14 protein-coding genes are annotated in these 18,914 nt (G+C 72.9%); 2 read left to right on the forward strand and 12 right to left on the reverse strand.

The features are described 5' to 3' along the window. Positions 1–337: 337 nt before the first annotated feature. The 10 genes from ACFWJO_RS01620 to ACFWJO_RS01665 all read right to left on the reverse strand — a co-directional run bounded on the left by ACFWJO_RS01620 (position 338) and on the right by ACFWJO_RS01665 (position 15,101). The gene (locus ACFWJO_RS01620; protein WP_386862805.1) at positions 338–5,185 is read right to left on the reverse strand and encodes a DNA repair ATPase; all 4,848 of its coding nucleotides are present in this window, start codon (positions 5,183–5,185) and stop codon (positions 338–340) included. Between the two features lie 86 nt (positions 5,186–5,271). Further along, on the reverse strand, positions 5,272–7,293 hold the full coding sequence (locus ACFWJO_RS01625) for a flotillin family protein (RefSeq protein WP_386862806.1): 2,022 nt from the start codon (positions 7,291–7,293) through the stop codon (positions 5,272–5,274). Between the two features lie 64 nt (positions 7,294–7,357). Next, a complete protein-coding gene (locus ACFWJO_RS01630; RefSeq protein WP_386862807.1) occupies positions 7,358–7,780 on the reverse strand; it encodes a hypothetical protein in 423 nt (140 codons plus the stop codon). Between the two features lie 266 nt (positions 7,781–8,046). After that, positions 8,047–9,060 carry a TIGR03842 family LLM class F420-dependent oxidoreductase gene (locus ACFWJO_RS01635; protein ID WP_386862808.1) on the reverse strand — a complete coding sequence of 338 codons (1,014 nt, stop codon included), beginning with the start codon at positions 9,058–9,060 and terminating at the stop codon, positions 8,047–8,049. Positions 9,061–9,071: 11 nt separating this feature from the next. After that, positions 9,072–10,475 carry a dihydropyrimidinase gene (hydA, locus tag ACFWJO_RS01640; protein WP_386862809.1) on the reverse strand — a complete coding sequence of 468 codons (1,404 nt, stop codon included), beginning with the start codon at positions 10,473–10,475 and terminating at the stop codon, positions 9,072–9,074. Positions 10,476–10,493: 18 nt separating this feature from the next. After that, a complete protein-coding gene (locus ACFWJO_RS01645; RefSeq protein WP_386862810.1) occupies positions 10,494–11,777 on the reverse strand; it encodes an aspartate aminotransferase family protein in 1,284 nt (427 codons plus the stop codon). After that, complete coding sequence (locus ACFWJO_RS01650; protein ID WP_386862811.1) at positions 11,774–12,616, reverse strand: nitrilase-related carbon-nitrogen hydrolase; 843 nt, start codon at positions 12,614–12,616, stop codon at positions 11,774–11,776. Before ACFWJO_RS01650 ends, ACFWJO_RS01645 begins: the two co-directional genes overlap by 4 nt. Positions 12,617–12,912: 296 nt before the next feature. Then, positions 12,913–14,142 (reverse strand): UL36 very large tegument protein, encoded by a 1,230-nt coding sequence (locus ACFWJO_RS01655; protein WP_386862812.1) that lies wholly within the window; start codon positions 14,140–14,142, stop codon positions 12,913–12,915. 53 nt (positions 14,143–14,195) lie between these two features. Continuing rightward, a complete protein-coding gene (locus tag ACFWJO_RS01660) occupies positions 14,196–14,609 on the reverse strand; it encodes a PPOX class F420-dependent oxidoreductase (RefSeq protein WP_386862813.1) in 414 nt (137 codons plus the stop codon). 90 nt (positions 14,610–14,699) lie between these two features. Continuing rightward, the gene (locus ACFWJO_RS01665; RefSeq protein WP_386862814.1) at positions 14,700–15,101 is read right to left on the reverse strand and encodes a winged helix-turn-helix transcriptional regulator; all 402 of its coding nucleotides are present in this window, start codon (positions 15,099–15,101) and stop codon (positions 14,700–14,702) included. Between the two features lie 70 nt (positions 15,102–15,171). Here ACFWJO_RS01665 and ACFWJO_RS01670 point away from each other — a divergent pair, with 70 nt between their 5' ends. Next, positions 15,172–15,936 (forward strand): NAD(P)-dependent oxidoreductase, encoded by a 765-nt coding sequence (locus tag ACFWJO_RS01670; protein ID WP_386862815.1) that lies wholly within the window; start codon positions 15,172–15,174, stop codon positions 15,934–15,936. Between the two features lie 69 nt (positions 15,937–16,005). Here the strand turns inward: ACFWJO_RS01670 and ACFWJO_RS01675 are convergent, their stop codons facing one another. Next, positions 16,006–16,257 carry a helix-turn-helix domain-containing protein gene (locus ACFWJO_RS01675; RefSeq protein ID WP_384419616.1) on the reverse strand — a complete coding sequence of 84 codons (252 nt, stop codon included), beginning with the start codon at positions 16,255–16,257 and terminating at the stop codon, positions 16,006–16,008. 32 nt (positions 16,258–16,289) lie between these two features. On the opposite strand from ACFWJO_RS01675, the gene map reads away from it, so the two are divergent. Next, entirely contained in the window at positions 16,290–17,057 is a 768-nt protein-coding gene (gene map / locus ACFWJO_RS01680) for a type I methionyl aminopeptidase (RefSeq protein WP_386862816.1), read from the forward strand. 34 nt (positions 17,058–17,091) lie between these two features. Here the strand turns inward: map and ggt are convergent, their stop codons facing one another. After that, positions 17,092–18,912: a gamma-glutamyltransferase gene (gene ggt, locus ACFWJO_RS01685; protein ID WP_386862817.1), complete on the reverse strand. Its 1,821-nt coding sequence runs from the start codon at positions 18,910–18,912 to the stop codon at positions 17,092–17,094. Positions 18,913–18,914: the final 2 nt, after the last annotated feature.

Raw genomic sequence — 18,914 nt, forward strand, 5'->3', positions numbered from 1 at the left:
GTTGTCCGTTCGGCGACCGGAGGTGAACCGTCCGCGGACTCGGACAGTGATCACCGGGGTCGGGCAGGCCGGAGGTGCACCGGCCCTCACGAGGCGGCGAGGGGTGGTGCCACCTGCGGAGTTGCGCATTCCTACCACGAGACCCGGCAGGTGCTACGTGACGCGTATCACATTACGGAAGGTGATCTTCCAAAAGCCCAGCACTCGTGACCCGACCGTTATCCGGACGGCCGCGTCCGTTCACCGTGCACTTATCTCCGCAGGTCAGGAGCCCACTGAGAAATGGTCCTGTCCTCCCGGGGTCACGTCCCCCTCAGCCGCGGTCCCTCTTCCTTTGTCAGTTACCCGCGTGCTGTCCTGCGGGCCGCGTGAGGAGGTGGCGGGGGTCGGTCGCGCGGGTGATGGCCTTCTCGACGGCCGCGAGCCGGTCCGCCAGCAGCGCCAGGGCGGCGACCGCTCTGCCGGTCGGGTCGTCGCCGGCCCCGGCGAAGGCCCGCGTCCGGGTGTAGGCGCTGGTGATCTCGGTCCAGCGGGTGGCCTGCTCGGGAGTGAGGGTGCCGCGCAGGGCGGCGAGCTTCAGGAGGTTGGCCTCGGCGTCGGTGGTGAGGGTCTGGGCCTCCGCCGTGTAGTGGTCGTCGATGACCGCGGCGAGCTCGGCGTCGTTCATGGCGGGCGAGATGCGGGCCGCGATCTTGTTCATGTTGCGGTACGACCCCTGGAGCCGGAACGGCGGCTCGGTGCGGGCGTCGTCGGCCTGGGCCGCGGAGGCGATGTACGCCGCGTTCACCGCGAGCACGGTGGTACGGGCGGTCAGCAGGTGCCGCAGGACGGCGAGGATCCGGTCGAGCTCGGCCGGGGTGTACGGGTGGCTGAGGGGGTCGCGGCTCACCGTGGGGTCCGAGACGGCGAGCCTGGTGAGCAGGTCCACGTCCGCGCGGTCCCGGCCGGCCAGCGGGGCGAGGTCCGGGTGGGAGGTGAGGGCGTTCTCGACGAAGCTGAAGGCGAAGGCGTCCTCCTTGCCGGTGAGGACGTCGCCGAGGTTCCACACGTCGGCGCGGTTGGCGAGCATGTCGGGGACACGGAAGCGCTGCCCGGACTCGGTGTAGGGGTTGCCCGCCATGCAGACGGCGAAGCGCTTGCCGCGCAGGTCGTGCCCGGCGAGGCTGCGCGTGGCGTCGCAGAGGGGGATGAACTTCTGCAGGAACTCGGGCGAGCAGTGCTGGATGTCGTCCAGACAGAGCATGACGTTGTTGGCGGCCGCGAGCGCGAACGCGATCTTCTCCAGTTCGCGCGAGGCTCCCGCGTCGGGGGCCTCGGCGGGGTCGAGGGAGATCGTGCCCTGGCCGAGGGCGGGGCCGTCGACCTTGACCAGGAGCAGGCCGAGCCGTTCGGCGACGTACTCCACCAAGGTCGTCTTGCCGTAGCCGGGCGGTGAGAGCAGCAGGAGCAGGCCGTGGCTGTCGGCGCGCTTGCCGTCGCCCGCCGCGCCGAGCTGCTTCGCGAGGTTGTCGCCGATCAGCGGCAGGTAGACCTCGTCGACGAGGCGGTTGCGCACGAACGAGGACATGACCCGCGGGCGGTACTCGTCCACGCGCAGCCGCGTGCGTTCGGCCGCGACGAGCTCCGCCCTGCGCCCCTGATATGCCCGGAAGGCCGGCACCTCGTGGGCGGCGAACTCCCCCGTCCGGTGGAGGAATTCATCGAGGCGGAGCTCCAGGGAGCCGCCGCGCAGCCGCGGGTGGCTGCCGATCAGGCCGGGGATCATGGAGCCGGTCGGGCTGTCGACGTCGTAATGGTCGAGCCCGGGGCACAGCTCGACGGCGACGGCCTCCGCCAGAACCCCCTCTCCGGCCTGCTCGCCGGACGCGGCCGCGTAGGCGTGCAGCCAGCCCTCGACGAGCTGACGGCGGGCCGCGAGGTCGCCCAGGGCGCCGAGGTCGTCGTCGTACGCGCCGGTCCCCACGGCCCTGCGGAACTTCTCAAGCAGGGTGCGCGCCTCCGCGGAGACCGCGAACCCGGTCGGGCCCGTGGCCAGTTCCTCGATGAGGTACGCGGCGGCCGACAGGTCGCCGGTCTTCTCGGCCAGCTCGCGGCAGAGCGTGTCCAGGGCGGGTGCCGCGCCGAAGAGGTCGCGGGCACGAGTGAGGGAGAGGGCGCGCCGGGACCAGGCGGCGCGGGCCTCGTCGGTCGCCGTGTGCGCCCAGAACAGCTGGGCGTCCGCCCTGGCCGCCGCCGGGTGGCGCAGCGGTCCGGCGGCGTCGCACAGCCGGAGCACCGCTGCGAGGATCGCCGCCGCGTCGTGGTCGTGGACCCCGCGCTCGTACCCCTCGTCGTACGCGGCTTCCGCGGCCTGGCGTACGAGGGCCGGCAGATCTGCGACGGCGGCGAGGGTGTCGGCACCGTGTTCGGCGAGGAGCCGGGCGGCCAGGTACTCGGAGCGGTACACCTCCGGGGATTCCGACGGCAGGGTCCGCGTCCAGTACGGGCGGGTGGCCTGGAAGGCGGGGTCGGTGACCGGACGGCGGTAGTCGGTGCCGGTGAGGGCGAAGGCCAGGGTGTCGCCGTGCGGGACCAGGGTCAGCTCGGGCGCCTGGCGCTGGACGGCGAAGCGGTGCCGCCCGAGACGGATGGTGTCGCCACCGTCGGCGTACAGCTCGCCGCGGTCGCGCAGGGCCCGGACGGCCTCCTGACGGGCGGCGGTGAGCCGGCCCTCCAGTTCCTCGGCCCGCACCTGGTCGCCCAGGTCCCGCAACTCGGCCACGGTACGGCGGACCTTGGCGACCATGGGGTCGGAGGCGAAGTACGCGTGGACGTCGTCGGTGCTGTCGAGGGCGGCGGCCCGCCGCGCGACCGTTTCGAGGATCCGGCCGGCGGACTCGGTGAGGCGCTCGGCGCGGCGGGCGCGGATGTCGGTGAGGGTCTGGCGTCGTGCGGTGAAGGCGTCATGGATCTCGGTCCGCTTCTCGGCGAGTTCGCCGAGGAAGCCGTCGTGGTCGGCGAACCGGGACTCGAGGTTCTCGAGCTGGAGCAGGAGCCTGCCGAGCTGGGCGTCGCAGTCATCGGGCGTCGCCGTGGCGGCGAGCGCGCCGGTGACCGCCTCGGCGAGCAGGGCGAACCGTGCCGTGAACTCGGCCCGCCCCTCGTGGTCCAGGAGTTCGGCGCGCCGGGCGGTCAGGACGGCCCGGGCCCGGTTGAGGCCGCCCAGGACGTCGGCGACGCGCTCCAGGATGGAGGTGCGTACGGTGGCGTCGGCGATGTCGAGCCCGGCGACGACCTCGCTGAGCGTCCGCAGCCCGAGCCCGTGCTCGTCGAGCCGGCCGTCGAGGTCATGGGTCGCCGCGACGGTGTCCGCCTCGGCCGCGGCGGCGGTGAGCCGTTCGACCTCTGCGGCGTGGGTGGTGAAGGCGTCCTCGCGCTGGAGGAAGGACACCGCCCGCTGGGCCGCGGAGACGATGTCGTCCTCCGCCTGCCGGGCCAGGGCGTCGACGGCGTCGGTGTCGGCGTACCGCAGCTCCTTCACCGTGAGGAGCCGGCCCTGGGCCCGGCGCAGTCCGGTGAGGCGGGAGATCCACTCCTCGGCGGTGGCCGGTGACTCCCCGCGGACCTGCCGGACGAGCCGGGTGAGGTCCCGTTCGGCGTCCGCGAGGGCCTCGGCGGCCCGGCCGGTGAGGGCCGCCACGGTCTCGAACTCGGCGAGCACCTGCTCGGCGGTCGCCCGCAGCGCGGCGAGCGGCGATCCGAGGTCACCGGCCCCGGGGTCGTCGAGCCAGTGGTGGGTGTCGGCGGCCCGGACGCACGCGGCGAGCAGCGCTTCGTACACCTCGCCGGTCGGCGTGGTCTCGCCGGCCTGCCGGGCGATGGCGAAGCAGTCGGCGATGCCGCGGACGAGGTCGGCGTTGCCGATCCGGGCCAGGGGTCCCGTACCGGCCGGAGGCAGGTGGGTGTCGGCGGCGAACGGGGTGCGCCAGAGCTGTACGGGATGGACGCGGCCCGCCTCGGTGCCGGTCCCGCGCAGCACGACCATGGTCCCGTCGTCGAGCAGCGCGTGCGCGCGCCCGGTGACGGGGCGGGCGATCTCCTCACGGACCCGGTTGTACGGGAGCAGGACGGACCGTCCGTCGTCCGCGGCGCGGAAGACGTACAGGATGTCCTCGCCGTGCGGCGAGATGACGGCCCCGTCGTACTCCATGCCGTCCGTGTCGGTGTCGAAGGTCTTCACCGTGCCGTCGGCGAGGCAGTAGCCGCCGGGGAACACGACGCCCCGGTCGTCCGGGAGCCGCAGGCAGGCCTGGCCGAGGCCGTCGAGACGGACGACGGCGCCGGTGAGGGAGTTGAAGACCAGGTGGCGGGTCGTCTCCTCCCGGTACGGATGGACCCGGACGAGGACGAGCGGGCCGACGACGGCGTGGGCGACCTCGGCGTCGGCGAGGGACTGCAGGGGCTCGTCGACCGGTTCGGCGTACACGCCCTCGGCGGTCTCCGTGTCGTCGTCCGTCTTGACGGTGAGGGTGCCGCCGACCGTGGAGACGTACAGCCGCCCGCCGAGCGAGATGTGCGGGTGCCGGCCCGGCACGTGGTCGTCGCGGACGGCGGCGATCCAGTCGACGTCCTGGCCCGACGGCGAGACGAGATCCCGCTCGCCTCGGGCGTCCAGGAACCGGCACTCGCCCGACACGCCGACCGCCCAGCGCAGGACGCGCAGGTCGTCGGCCTTCTCGCCGGTACGGAAGACGGCGAGCAGCCGCCCCTCGGTACGGTGCAGCCGGACGAGGCGCGCGCCGCGGAAGTAGCGGTGCAGGGCGGTGAACTCGCGGACGAACGCCGGGTCGTCGAGCAGCCCGGGCACCGCGTCCTCGGGCACGGCGGTGAGCTCCCGGTCGTACAGGGCGAAGACGTCGGCGACGCGGGGCTCCGTGTCCTGGGCGGCGGGCGGCCGGGTGCGGCCGAAGAGCACCAGGCCGCCGACGGCCACCACGTCCGTCAGGACGCAGGGGTCCTCGGTCCGTGCCTGCCTCGTCCCGGTGAGCTCCAGCTCGCCCGAGCCGAACTCCCGGGTCCGGGCCTCGTTCAACGCCTGGGCCCGTGAGGCCAGTTCTGCGGCCTGCGCCGCGAGCCGGTCGCGCAGCACCGCGTACGCGTCCTCGTCGACGCCGTGCGACCCGGTGTTCGCGCTCTTCGTGTTCATCCCGCCGTACCTCTCCACATTGCTCCGAGGAGGGCCGGTGCCGGGACCCCCGTACCCGGCTCCGGCCTCCTGGCCCCCGTCGTCCGTCAGCTCGCGGCCGTGCCGTTCAGCGCCCCGGCGGCCGGCTCCTTCGCCGGTGTCGCCGGGGTCGCCGGGTCGAGGACACCGGACTTCATGACCTTCGCGAGCAGCGCGGACACGCTGAGGTTCTGCACGTCGGCCGTCGACAAGGAGCCGAGCACCTTCGTCAGGTCCTCGGTGAAGGAGCCGTCGCCGTTCAGCCACGGCCCGGCAAGGGTCTGCGCGGTCTGCGAGTGGTCCAGGAAGCCGTCGACGGACTTGCCGAGCGAGACGGACTGCACGAGCCGGTCGAGGAAGACGGACTCCCCGCCGACGATGTTGATGTCGGCGTGCTCCAGGCCGGTGGCCAGGACCGTCGCCTGGGCCTCGGCGACCTGCCGCTGCACGTCGAGGCCGGCGAGCCGGATGTCCTTCTCGGCCTCCAGCCGCAGCCGGTACTCCTCGTGGGTACGGGAGGCCTCGTCGAGCGCGGCCATGGCGGCGGCCTTCTCGGTGAGGCCGGCGGCCTCGGACTTCAGCTTCTCGCCGATCGCCTCGGCCTCGGCGAGTGCCCTGGCCCGCAGGCCCGCCGCCTCCGCGCGCAGCCGGGCCTCGGTGGCCTCGGCCTCGGCGCGGCCGGTCTTCTCGATGGCCTCGGCCTCCTTCTCCCGCACCTGGGCGGCGGCGAGCCCTGCTGCCGCGGCCTCGGCCTGGATGCCTTCCGCGAGTCGGATCTTGGCACGGGCGTCCATGTCCGCGGCCTTCTGGCGGGCCTCGGCGAGGGTCAGCTCCTCCGCGGCCCGGTGCACGGCGGCCTGTTCGGCGGCCTCGGCGGCCTTGATGTCCTTGACCAGCTTCTCCTGGGCCTCGGCCTCGGCGCCGATGACCAGTGCCTGACGCTCGCGCTCGGCCTCCTCGACGACCCGCAGCCGCTTGATCGACTCCTCCTGCTCGGCGACCGTCCGGTCCACCGCCACGCGCTCGCGGAGCACCTCGGCGATCTCCCGGCGCTCGGCCTCGACCTCCTTGTCGGCCGCGATCCGGGTCAGTTCCGTCTCCCGGTCGCGGGCGATGACCTCCAGGAGCCGGTCCTTCTCGATCCGCTCGTTCTCGATCGCGATGACCCGCTCGCGGTTCTTCTGCGCGACCGCCACCTCACGGGCCTGGTTCTCCCGCTGGACGCCGAGCTGCTCCTCGGTGCGCAGGAAGGCGCTCTGCGCCCGCAGCCGCTCCTCTTCCACGACCTTGGCCGTCTCGGCCTCTTCCTTGGCGCGGACGGTCTCGATCTCGCGCTTCTGCTTGATCTCGGCGTCCGCCTGGCGCCGCTCCAACTCCAGGATGGCCTCGCGGGCGTCGACGTTCTGCCGGGTGATCTCCTTCTGCTCGTTCTGGCGCAGCTCGTTGGTGCGGACGTTCTCGACGGCCGTCAGCTCGGTGATCTTGCGGATGCCCTGGGCGTCCAGGATGTTGCCGGCGTCAAGCTGGGTCAGCGGCGTCTGCTCCAGGTAGTCGATCGCCGCGTCCTCCAGGCTGTAGCCGTTGAGGTCGATGCCGATCACCTCGATGATCCGGAACCGCAGCTCCTCGCGCTTGGTGTAGAGGTCCGTGAAGTCCATCTGCTTGCCGACCGACTTGAGCGCCTCGGAGAACTTCGCGTTGAACAGCTCCTGGAGGGTCGCCTTGTCGCTCGCCCGCGCCGTGCCGATCGCCTGGGCGACCTTGATGACGTCCTCGGCCGTCTTGTTCACGCGGACGAAGAACGAGATCCGGATGTCGGCCCGGATGTTGTCCCGGCAGATCAGACCGTCACGCCCGGTCCGGGAGATCTCGATCGTCTTCACCGAGATGTCCATGACCTCGGCCTTGTGCAGCACGGGCAGCACGACCTGTCCGGTGAAGGTCACGTCGACCTTGCGCATCTTGGAGACGATCAGCGCCTTGCCCTGCTCGACCTTGCGGAACAACCGACTGAGCGCGAAGACGACGGCTACGGCGAAGAGCAGGACCACGGCGACGAGCACGCCGATGCCCACGGTGATGGCATCCATGAAAGAACCCCGTGTCGATGGAAGAAGACGGAGAAGAAGAACGAAGAAGGACGAGCGCAGCCGCTCAGGCCGCGGGACGCGCAGGGCGCCGGCCGGGCGCGGCGCCACGGCGCCGGGCCCGAGGGAAGACGGATGACCGTTTCCTCACCCGGCCGACCAGCCACCTCGTCAGCCGCCATGACACGGCCAGAGCACCCGCGAGCAGGACGACGGAGAGAAGGAAGGACCACAGTCCCGGCAGGCCGGCTCTGCCCAGCAGCACCATGCCGGAAAGGTCGAGCGTCCATGCGACCGCGAGGAAGAACGTGCCGACCGGCGCGACGGGCGCATCGCCGAAGCCCAGGGCTTCCGTGTCCACGTCGGTGTCGAAGGCGTCATGCGCGATGACACGGCACAGCACGAGCAACCAGAACCCGACGACCGCGACGAGCGCGGAGGTCAGGACGATGGCGGGAAGGCCGAAGGCCGCGTCGATGAACTCCGACATGCCCGCCCTCCCCCTCACCCGCGCCTCTTCCGGAACTCGGCATCGGGCACACAGGGCGCGCCGCCGCCGGAGTCATTCTGGCGCCGGGGAGCCTGCGGGCGCATTGCCGGGTTCCGGCAATCTTTACGTCCTCTTGATGCCGAAACCGCGCCCCTTCCGGGGGGTAATGGAGCGGTGGGCCGCCCATAGCCTTTCCGGTCCGGGGCGACGCACACGCTCCGGCCGCCCTCGGTCGTGAGCGGAACGCGGTCGGTCGCCGCCCTTCGTCAGAGAAGGGCGGGGATGATGTCGGTGCCGTAGGCGTCGATGGTGCCCTCGCGGTTGTCGTGCATGTCGTAGACGGCGAACTGGTCGACGCCGAGGTCCTTGAGCCGGCGGAGCTTGGCGACGTGGGCCTCGGCGGGACCCAGGAGGCAGAAGCGGTCGACGATCTCGTCGGGGACGAAGGTGGTGTCGGGGTTGTCGGCGCGGCCGTGGTGGGAGTAGTCGTAGCCGTGCCGGTCCTTGATGTACGCCGTCAGCTCCTCGGGGACCATCGAGGAGTGCTCGCCGTACCTGGCGACCAGGTCCGCGACGTGGTTGCCGACCATGCCGCCGAACCAGCGGCACTGGTCGCGGGCGTGGGCCAGCGCCTCGGGCGAGTCGTCGGCCGTGACGTACGCGGGGGCGGCGACGCAGATGGTGAGGGCGTCGGGGTCGCGGCCGGCCGCCTGGGCGGCCGCGCGGACCGCCTTGACCATCCACTCGGTCAGGAACGGGTCGGCGAGCTGGAGGATGAAGCCGTCGGCCTTCTGGCCGGCCAGGGCCAGGGCCTTGGGGCCGTACGCGGCCATCCAGACCGGCAGTTTCCCGTTCTTGATCCACGGGATGCGGACGGGGTTGCCGTCGACCACCGCCTCGCGGCCCTCCGCCAGGTCGCGGATGACGTCGATGGCCTCGCCGAGGCGGGCCAGCGTGTTGGGCCTGCGGCCGGCGACGCGCATCGCGGAGTCGCCGCGGCCGATGCCGCAGACGGTCCGGTTGCCGTACATGTCGTTGAGGGTGGCGAAGGTGGAGGCGGTGACCTCCCAGGTGCGGGTGCCCGGGTTGGTGACCATCGGGCCGACGCGCAGCTTCGTGGTGTTGGCGAGGACCTGGCTGTAGATGACGAAGGGTTCCTGCCAGAGCACGGCGGAGTCGAAGGTCCAGCCGTAGCGGAAGCCGTTGCGCTCCGCCCGGCGCATCAGGCCGACGACCTGCGAGGCGGGCGGGTCGGTCTGCAGGACGAGTCCGAAGTCCAAGGGGCGGCCTCCTAGTTCAGGTACTGGCAGGTGGAGCGGGGCACGAAGCTGCCGTGTCCGGCGCGCCCGGTGAACTTCCGCTGTTCGATGACGAGTTCGCCGCGGGAGAGGACGGTCTCGACCTGTCCGGTGACGGTCTTCCCCTCGTACGCGGAGTAGTCGACGTTCATGTGGTGGGTGGCCGCGGACAGGGTCTGGGTGGCGTGCGGGTCGTAGATGACGACGTCCGCGTCCGCGCCCGGCGCGATGGTGCCCTTCTTCGGGTAGAGGCCGAACATCCGGGCCGGGGTCGCGCAGGCGATCTCGATCCAGCGGCGGCGGCTGATGTGTCCGTCGACGACGGCCTGGTGGAGCAGGTCCATGCGGTTCTCGACGCCGGGCAGCCCGTTGGGGATCTTGGAGAAGTCGCCGACGCCGAGTTCCTTCTGGCCCTTGAAGCAGAAGGGGCAGTGGTCGGTGGAGACCACCTGGAGGTCGTTCGTCCGCAGGCCCCGCCAGAGCGCGGCCTGGTGCTCCTTCGGCCGCAGCGGGGTCGAGCAGACGTACTTGGCGCCCTCGAAGTCCGGCTCGGCCAGGTTGTCGGTGGAGAGGAAGAGGTACTGCGGGCAGGTCTCGCCGAAGACCGGCAGGCCCTTGTCGCGGGCCGCGGCCAGTTCGGCGACGGCCTCCTCGGCGGACACGTGCACGACGTACAGCGGGGAGCCGGCCACGCGGGAGAGCTGGATCGCGCGGTGGGTCGCCTCCGCCTCCAGCAGGGTCTTGCGGACCTCGCCGTGATAGCGGGGGTCCGTCTCGCCCCGGGCCAGGGCCTGCTCCACGAGGACGTCGATCGCGATGCCGTTCTCCGCGTGCATCATGATCAGTCCGCCGTTGGCGGCCCCGCGCTGCATGGCCCGGAGGATCTGTCCGTCGTCGCTGTAGAAGACTCCCGGATAGGCCATGAACAGCTTGAACGAGGAGATTCCCTCCTGGACGAGCCAGTCCATCTCCTTCAGGGTGTGCTCGTTGACGTCGGAGAGGATCATGTGGAAGCCGTAGTCGACGGCGCAGTTGCCGTCGGCCTTGGCGTACCAGGTGTCCAGGCCCTCGCGCAGGGTGTGCCCGACGGTCTGGACGGCGAAGTCGACGATGGTGGTGGTGCCGCCCCAGGCGGCGGCGCGGGTGCCGGTCTCGAAGGTGTCGGAGGCGGAGGTCCCGCCGAAGGGCAGTTCCATGTGGGTGTGGGCGTCGACGCCGCCCGGGATGACGTAGCGGTCGGTGGCGTCGACCACCCGTGCGGCGGTCCACCCGGCGGCGATGTCGGAGCCGTGGGCGGCGAGGGCGGCGATCCGTCCGTCCTCGATCAGCACGTCGGCGTGCAGTTCGTCGGCGGCGGTGATCACGAGCCCGCCGCGGATGAGGGTTCGGGTGCTCACGGGACTTCTCCCTGCCGACTAGATGGACTGGAAGGCCTGTTCGAGGATCGCCGCGCCTTCCTCGGCCTCGGCGACGGTGAGCGAGAGCGGCGGCGCGATGCGCAGGGCGGAGGTGTTGTGCCCGCCGCCCTTGCCGATGAGCAGGCCTCCCTCGCGGGCGGCCTCCAGGACGGCGCCCGCCGCGTCGGGGTTCGCCCGGTCGGAGCCCGGTTCGGTGAGCTCGACGCCGATCATCAGGCCGCGCCCGCGCACCTCGCGTACGGCGTCGATGCCCGCGGTGATGCCCCGGAGGCGTTCGAGGAGGAGGCCGCCGACCCGGCGGGCGTTGCCCTGGAGGTCGTGTTCCAGGAGGTAGGAGAGGTTGGCGAGGCCGGCGGCCATGGTGACGGGCGAACCGCCGAAGGTGGAGATGGAGTTGGCGTCGAGGCAGTTCATGATCTCGGCGCGGGCGACGACGCCGCCGATGGACATGCCGTTGCCGATGCCCTTGGCGAAGGTGAGCATGTCGGGCGGTCCGGCCTGGCCGTGGGCCTGCCAGCCCCAGAAGTGTTCGCCGGTGCGGCCCCAGCCGGTCTGCACCTCGTCGGCGATCCAGAGGATGCCGTGCCGGTCGAGGACGCGGCGGAAGGCAGCGTAGAGGCCGTCGGGCGGGGAGGTGAAGCCGCCGACGCCCTGGATGGGTTCGGCGATGAGGGCGGCGACTCCCGAGCGGGTCTGGCCGAGCAGGTCTTCGAGGTCGGCGACGCAGGCCTCGGTGAACCGCTCGTCGGTGTACTGGGCGAAGGGGCCGCGGGTGCGGACGCCGCCGTGCACGTACAGCGTCTGGAGCGGGGAGAGGCTGGTCGGGGACCAGGCGCGGTTGCCGGTGATGCCGACGGTGGCGAAGGACCGGCCGTGGTAGCTGTTCCGCATCGCCAGGATCTGGTTGGAGCCCGTGTACGTGGTGGCGAGGAGGAGGGCGGCGTCGTTGGCCTCGGTGCCGGAGGTGGTGAAGAAGACGCGGGCGTCCGGGATGCCGGACAGGGAGGCGATCCGCTCCGCCAGCTCCACCATGGGGCGGTTGAGGTAGAGGGTGGAGGAGTGGACGATCCGGCCGGCCTGCTCGGCGACGGCCTTGGTGACCTCGGGCAGGGCGTGGGCGGTCATGGTGGTGAGGATGCCGCCGAAGAAGTCGAGGTAGCGCCGGCCCTCGGCGTCCCAGACGTGGCGGCCCTCGCCGTGGGTGATCTCGATCGGGTCCTTGTAGTAGAGGGCGACCCAGTCGGGGATGACGGCGCGGTGGCGGTCGTAGAGGCTGCTCACGGCCGCACCAGCCCGTCGTACGCGTCGGGGCGGCGGTCGCGGTAGAACGCCCACTGCTGCCTGACCTGCTCGATGAGACCGAAGTCGAGGTCACGGACGAGGAGTTCCTCCTCCTTGTCGGAGGCGACGTCGCCGACGAACTGCCCGCGCGGGTCGACGAAGTAGCTGGTGCCGTAGAAGTCGTTGTCGCCGTACTCCTCGATGCCGACCCGGTTGATGGCGGCGACGAAGTACTCGTTGGCGACGGCGGCGGCGGGCTGTTCCAGCTGCCAGAGGTAGGAGGAGAGGCCGCGGTGGGTGGCCGAGGGGTTGTATACCAACTGGGCTCCGTTGAGGCCGAGTTGACGCCAGCCCTCCGGGAAGTGCCGGTCGTAGCAGATGTAAACGCCGACCTTGCCGACGGCCGTGTCGAAGACGGGCCAGCCGGCGTTGCCGGGCCGGAAGTAGTACTTCTCCCAGAAGCCCCTGACCTGGGGGATGTGGTGCTTGCGGTACTTGCCGAGGTAGGTGCCGTCGGCGTCGATGACGGCGGCGGTGTTGTAGTAGAAGCCGGTGCCCTCGACCTCGAAGACGGGCACGACGACCACCATCCCGGTCTCCCGGGCGAGCGCCTGCATCCTGCGCACGGTGGGCCCGTCGGGCACGGGTTCGGCCCAGCGGTAGTGCTCGGGCTCCTGCACCTGGCAGAAGTACGGGGCGTTGAACACCTCCTGGAACCCGATGACCTTCGCCCCCTGCCGGGCCGCCTCGCGGGCGTGTTCCTCATGCTTGGCGATCATGGATTCGGTGTCGCCGGTCCAGGTGGCCTGGACGAGCGCGGCGCGTACGACGTCGGTCATGAGCTGCTCCTTCGGCGCGGCGTGGAGAGCCTCTACGCACGTAGACGCGATGCGTAGGAGGAGAACGTAAGCCCCGTCACACCCCGGAGCAAGACCACCGCCGTGAAGTGGCGGAGTCGATCATGTTTCATACCCGAGTGGTCCATGTCGGACACGTACCGACACGTCCACGTGCCTCCGGAACCGCGTTCGGGGCGCCGCGGGACGCCGTCGGCACACCCTGCGCGAGGCCGGCTGACGCGGGAACGGTTCACGCCAGATGGACTCATGTGGAACCGGCCTCACGCGAGGCCGGCTCACGCGAGGCCGGCGACCCGTAGCGCGTGCGCCAGGTCCCGTTCGCGGGACGGGGAGACGGCGCGGGCCGCGGCGAGCAGTCCGGGAGTGAGTACGGCCGGGTCGGCGGCGGCGAGCCGGGCCGCGTCCTCGGGCGTACGGGCCCGGAGGAAGGCCGTCAGCAGCGCCTGGGCCTCGGCCCGGTGACCCTCGGCGTGCAGGGCCGCGCAGGCCCCGGCCAGCTCCTCGACCGGGCGTGCCACGCCCTGGCGGAGCAGCTGCTCGCAGTCGTCCGGGCGCCCCGCGTCGGCGAGTGCTCCGGCGACGGCGGCGAGCCTGGCGGGCGGCAGGGTGGCCGCCTCCCAGAGCAGCGTGGCCCAGTCGGCGGCGAGCCCGGCGGCGTACAGCTCCGCGGCGAGCACGGGAAGCCACCCGGGCGGCCCGGCCAGCGCTTCGCAGAGCAGCGCGTGCGCCTCGCCGCTGCGCCCCTGGGCGCGCAGCCTCCGCAGCGCGTAGACGGCGTTGCCCGCGGCACGGGCGGCCTGCGCGGGATCACCGGCGGGCGCCGCCGCCCGGGCGGCGGACGCGGGCGAGGTGGGGGCGGGGGCGCCGCCGAAGCGGGCGCCGCGCGGCGCGAGGGCGGGCCCGGTGGGCAGTTCGGTCAGGGGAAGCGGCGCGGGCTCGGGCAGCGCCTCGGCCTCCTCCACGTACGCGTAGCGGGCCCCGCGCGGACGCCGCCGGGGCGGCGAGGCGGGGGGCGCGGGCGGGGTGGACGGCGGGTGATCGGTGCCGCCCAGGCGGTCCAGCCGCTCCGTGAGCTCGGTGATCCTCGCCCTCGCGCGGGCGAGGTCGTCGTGGGCCCAGGACAGGGCCGTGGCGTGGCCGGGAGTGTGGGCGAGGTCGCGGATGCGGGACTCGGCGTGGCGGGCCTCGCGCTCCATCAGGTCCCGGCGCTCGCGCAGGGCCTCCGTGCCGCCGGGGCTCCGGTCGTGGACGGCGGCCGCGGCCCGGTGCAGTGCCCGGCCCCGCAGGCCCCGGGGTCCGTCCGCCGGCTCGCCGAGGTCCTGGAGCAGCGACTCGACGACGTCCCAGGGCAGGATGTCCGCACCGTCGAAGCAGGCGCGCATGCCCTCCCGGTCGCGGTCGGTGAAGACGCCGTACCAGCCGCGGCCCGGTTCGAGCCGGCCGGCCAGCTCGCTCAGCCAGCCGGTGAACGCGACCACTTCCGCCGGGAGTTGCTGCACCGTCATTCCACTGCCCCTTCGGTCCACCGGCATTGGACCGCAGTCGTGTTACGGGACGGCTACGCAGGGTTTTCGGTCTCGCTCACACCCCGGGTGAACTTCACGACGATCCCCGTGTGCGGACGCCTGCCCAGGCGGGCGACCGTCGCGGGCCAGTCGACCGCCCAGAACTGCCACGTGTACTTGCGCGAGAGCAGCCGCCGCACCCGGCGCAGCTCCTCCCCCGTCACGAGCCGGGCGGTGCCCTCGGTGCGTACGGCGCCGTCGGCCACGTTGCCGCGCACGTCGCACACGGCGGCCACGACGCGGGGGTCGCGGCGCAGCCGCTTCACCTTCCAGGAGTCGGTGCGGGTCCAGGCGTACAGCTCGTCGCCCTCGACGGCGTACCAGACCGGCGTGGCGACGCCGGTGCCGTCCCGGCGGAAGGTGGTGAGGCTGACGTAGCGGCCGTGCCGCAGCTCTTCGGGTATCACGACCGCCGAGCTTACGCAGCGGCCGGACCGGCGGCGAGGGCCGCGAGGGGCCTGGCGGGCCGGCGGGGCCGCGCCCCCTCTGGACACCCCCTAGCGCCCGCCCTGCGGGCCGGCGGCGGTGTCGTAGTTCTCGCGGGCCTCGGTGACGGCGGGTGCGTGGGCGCGGGTCCAGGCGCAGGCGGTGTCGAGCGGGGCGAGGAGGGAGCGGCCGAGGTCGGTGAGGACGTACTCGACGCGGGGCGGGTTCTCGTCGTGGACGGTTCGCGAGACGAGGCCGTCGCGTTCCATGGCGCGCAGGGTCTCGGTGAGGACCTTGGGGGTGACCATGTGGAGCGGGACGCGCAGTTCCGTGAAGCGGCGGGCCCGGCCGTCCTCGAGACAGCGCAGCACCATGGCGGTCCACTTGCCGCCGAAGACCCGGACGGGCTGGGGCCGGTCGACGCAGTCGGGGTCGCCGAAGAGGGTGGGGCTCAGGGGCGGCTGGGCGGTCATGGGCCCGACGCTAGCCCAGGACGCCGGTACCGTTGAAGTAACCGGGTGCCTCCGTTCTACGGTCCCTGCCATGAGCGACGTGACGAGCGACAACGGCAACGGCAACGGCAACGGCAACGGCAACGGCAAGCGCAACGGCATCGGCATCGGCATCGGCATCGGCATCGGCGAGGGCAGCGGCGACAGCGCCGGCAAGAGGATCATCGTCTTCGGGGCGGGCGGGCGTGTGGGCCGCGCGGCGGTGGCGGAGGCGGTGGCCCGTGGCCACCAGGTGACCGCGGTGGTGCGGGACCCGGCGAATTACCCGGACCTGGCGGGGAAGGGCGTGGCGGTCGTCGGCGGCGACGCCACCGACCCGGACGCCGTGGCGGCCCTGGCCGCCGGGCACGACGCGGCCGTGAACGCCTCGGCCCGGCTCGACATCCCCTCGGAGCAGTACTTCACGGCGGCGGCGCGGGCCCTGGTCACGGGCCTGCGGAAGGCGGGCGTGGGGCGCCTCGTCGTCCTGGGGATCGCGACCACGCTGGAGACGGCGCCGGGGACGCGGCTGATGGACGCGCCCGAATTCCCCGCGGAGTGGCGGGCGTTCGCGCAGGGGCACGTGGCGGAGTTCGAGCTCCTGACCACCGAGGCGGGCGAGGGACTCGACTGGCTGATGGTGGTCCCGCCGCTCGACCTGAACGCGGAGGCGCCGGTGACGGGCGGCTACCGCACGGCGGTCGGCACGGTCCTGGACGGCCCGGGCCGCATCGCCCACGGTGACCTGGCCCGGGCGATCGTCGACGAGATCGACGGTCCGCGGCACAGCCGGGTGCAGCTGGCGGTGTCGGTCTAGGGACCCGTCGGCAGAGCCCGGGGCCGCCGCGCTGGACGGGCGCCGGCCCGTTGGACGGGCGCCGCCGCGCTAGACGGGCGCCGGCGCGCAGCTCGTGACGAGCTCGTCCATCGACAGGCCGAGCACGCCGGCGAGCGCGGCGACCGTGAAGAAGGCCGGGGTCGGGGCGCGGCCGGTCTCGATCTTGCGGAGCGTCTCGGCGGAGAGACCGGCGGCGGCGGCGATCTCGGCCATGGAGCGGTCGCCGCGGGCCGCGCGCAGCAGGTGACCGAGGCGTTCGCCGCGCTCGCGCTCTTCGGGGGTGAGGGGGGTACGCACCATGACACCATTCTAATACCGGTATAGTAATTGGCATGGTGGAGATCAAGACGGATGCGACCCTGCTGTTGATGCGCGAGGCGGGGCGGGTGGTGGCCCAGGCCCTCGCGGCCGTACGGGACAAGGCGGCGCCCGGGGTGACGCTCGCGGAGCTCGACCGGGTGGCGCGGGAGGTCCTGGCGGCGGCCGGGGCCGACTCGCCCTTCCTGGACTACCGACCCGACTGGGCCCCGACGCCCTTCCCCGCCGTGGCCTGCCTCTCCGTCAACGACGCGATCGTGCACGGCATCCCGGACGGTACCCGGCTCGCCGACGGCGACCTGGTGAGCGTGGACTGCGGGGCGGTGCTCGACGGCTGGGTCGGCGACGCGGCGGTGAGCTTCACGATCGGCCGGGCGCGCCCCGAGGACACCCGGCTGATCGACACCGCCTACGAGGCCCTGGAGGCGGGCATCGCGGCGGCCGTGGTGGGCAACCGCGTCGGGGACATCGCCCACGCCGTCGGCCGGGTCTGCCGCAGGGCCGGCTACGGTATCCCGGACGGCCTCGGCGGCCACGGCGTCGGCCGCACGATGCACGAGGGCCCGGACGTCCCCAACGAGGGCCGCCCGGGCCGGGGCATGCCGCTGCGGCACGGGATGGTGATCGCGATCGAGCCGATGCTGATCGGCGGCGGCCGCGACCACCACTACACGGCCCGGGACGGCTGGACGATCCGCACGCTCGACGGCTCCCGCGCGGCCCACGCGGAGCACACGGTGGCCGTCACGGACGACGGCCCGAGGATCCTCACGGCGCTGTAGCCCGTCGGGACGGTCCTGACGGCGCCGCGGATCCTCAGGACGCCGGCCGCACCACCATCGCCGATCCGCCGCCCCTGCGGACCGTCTCCGCGGCGGCCAGCCAGCGGCCGTCCGGGAGGCGTTGGACACCGGTCGCGGCACCGATCTCGGGGTTCTGGCGGAAGGCGTGGCCGAGGGACTCCAGGCCGGCCTTCAGGGGGCTGTTCCAGAGGGCCGGTTCGAGCTCGGTGGTGGTCTGGTTGCGCTGGCTGGCGCGGGGCGCGGCGATGGCGTCGACCAGGGGAAGGCCGCGGTCCACGACGCCGGTCAGGGTCTGGAGGACGGTGGTGATGATGGTGGCGCCGCCCGGGGAGCCGAGGGCGAGCACCGGGCGGCCGGTCCCGTCGAGGACGATCGTCGGCGACATCGAGGAGCGCGGGCGCTTCCCGGGGCCGGGGAGGTTGGGATCGTGGACGGCCGGGTTGGCCGGGGCGAAGGAGAAGTCGGTCAGCTCGTTGTTGAGCAGGAAGCCGCGGCCGGGGACCGTGATGCCGCTGCCGCCGGTGGACTCGATGGTCAGCGTGTAGGCGACGACGTCGCCCCACTTGTCGGCGACGGTGAGGTGGGTGGTGTTCTCGCCCTCGTACGTGGTGGGGGCGGCGATGCCGCCGCTCGCGCAGCCCCCTGCCGGGTCGCGCGGGTCGCCCGGCGCGAGCGGGCTGGTCAGCGCGGCGTCGTCGCGGATCAGGCAGGCCCGGGAGTCGGCGTACCGCTGGGAGAGCAGGCCGCGCACGGGCACGTCCTCGAAGGCCGGGTCGCCGACCCAGCGGCCGCGGTCGGCGAAGGCGATCCGGCTCGCCTCGATGAAGCGGTGCAGATAGCCGGCCTGCGGGGCTTGCGAAAGGTCGGTGGACTCCAGGATGTTCAGCGCCTCGCCGACGGTGGTGCCGCCGGAGGACGAGGGCGCCATGCCGTACACGTCGAGGCCCCGGTAGGAGACCTTGGTGGGGCGGCGCCGGATCGTCTCGTACCCGGCGAGGTCGCGCTCCGTCAGGTCGCCGGGGCGCACCACCCGGGTGGCGCCCGCGCGGACCGGTGGCTGCCGGACGGTGTTCACGATGTCGCGGGCGAGCGGGCCCCGGTAGAGCGCGCCCGTGCCCTCCCGGCCCAGTTTCTCGTACGTACGGGCCAGGTCGGGGTTCTTGAAGACGGAGCCGACCACCGGCAACTGCCCGCCCGGCAGGAAGAGTTCGGCGGAGGCGGGGAAGTCGCGGAAGCGGGCCTCGTTGGCCGCGGTCTGGGCGCGGAAGGTGGCGTCGACGGTGAACCCGTCGCGGGCCAGCCGTTCGGCCGGTTCGAGGAGCTTCCCGAGCGGCTTGCTGCCCCACGCGTCGAGGGCGGTCTCCCAGGTCGCCGGCGTGCCCGGGGTGCCGACGCCCCGGCCGCTGGTCATGCCCTCCTCGAAGGGGATGGGCCTGCCGTTCTCGACGAAGAGGTTCACGTCGGCGGAGGCGGGCGCGGTCTCGCGGCCGTCGATGGTGTGCACCGTACGGGTCTTCGCGTCGTAGTGGACGAAGTAGCCGCCTCCGCCGATGCCCGCCGAGTAGGGCTCGGTGACGCCGAGCGCGGCGGCCACGGCGACCGCGGCGTCGACCGCGTTGCCGCCCTTGCGGAGCACCTCGACGCCCGCGGCGGAGGCGTCCGCGTCGACGCTGGCGACGGCTCCGCCCCAGCCGGCGGCGACGGGCACCTTGACCGGGGCGGGCGCCGGTCCGGTGGCCGTCGGCGGTGCGGCGGCACCGACCGCCAGCACCGTGGCGGCGACGGCCACGATCGAACCGCTTCGTACGGTGGAACCCCGGAACCGATACCGCATTC

The organism is Streptomyces sp. NPDC127092 (genome assembly GCF_042722475.1).
In the GTDB taxonomy this organism is placed as follows: domain Bacteria; phylum Actinomycetota; class Actinomycetes; order Streptomycetales; family Streptomycetaceae; genus Streptomyces.

Coding starts and splice junctions, on each gene's coding strand:
- ACFWJO_RS01630 (WP_386862807.1), bottom strand. CDS start 7,780: ATGTCGGAGTTCATCGACGCGGCCTTCGGCCTTCCCGCCATCGTCCTG.
- ACFWJO_RS01665 (WP_386862814.1), bottom strand. CDS start 15,101: ATGACCGCCCAGCCGCCCCTGAGCCCCACCCTCTTCGGCGACCCCGAC.
- map (WP_386862816.1), top strand. CDS start 16,290: ATGGTGGAGATCAAGACGGATGCGACCCTGCTGTTGATGCGCGAGGCG.
- ACFWJO_RS01650 (WP_386862811.1), bottom strand. CDS start 12,616: ATGACCGACGTCGTACGCGCCGCGCTCGTCCAGGCCACCTGGACCGGC.
- ACFWJO_RS01670 (WP_386862815.1), top strand. CDS start 15,172: ATGAGCGACGTGACGAGCGACAACGGCAACGGCAACGGCAACGGCAAC.
- ACFWJO_RS01625 (WP_386862806.1), bottom strand. CDS start 7,293: ATGGATGCCATCACCGTGGGCATCGGCGTGCTCGTCGCCGTGGTCCTG.
- ACFWJO_RS01655 (WP_386862812.1), bottom strand. CDS start 14,142: ATGACGGTGCAGCAACTCCCGGCGGAAGTGGTCGCGTTCACCGGCTGG.
- ACFWJO_RS01675 (WP_384419616.1), bottom strand. CDS start 16,257: ATGGTGCGTACCCCCCTCACCCCCGAAGAGCGCGAGCGCGGCGAACGC.
- ACFWJO_RS01620 (WP_386862805.1), bottom strand. CDS start 5,185: ATGAACACGAAGAGCGCGAACACCGGGTCGCACGGCGTCGACGAGGAC.
- ggt (WP_386862817.1), bottom strand. CDS start 18,912: ATGCGGTATCGGTTCCGGGGTTCCACCGTACGAAGCGGTTCGATCGTG.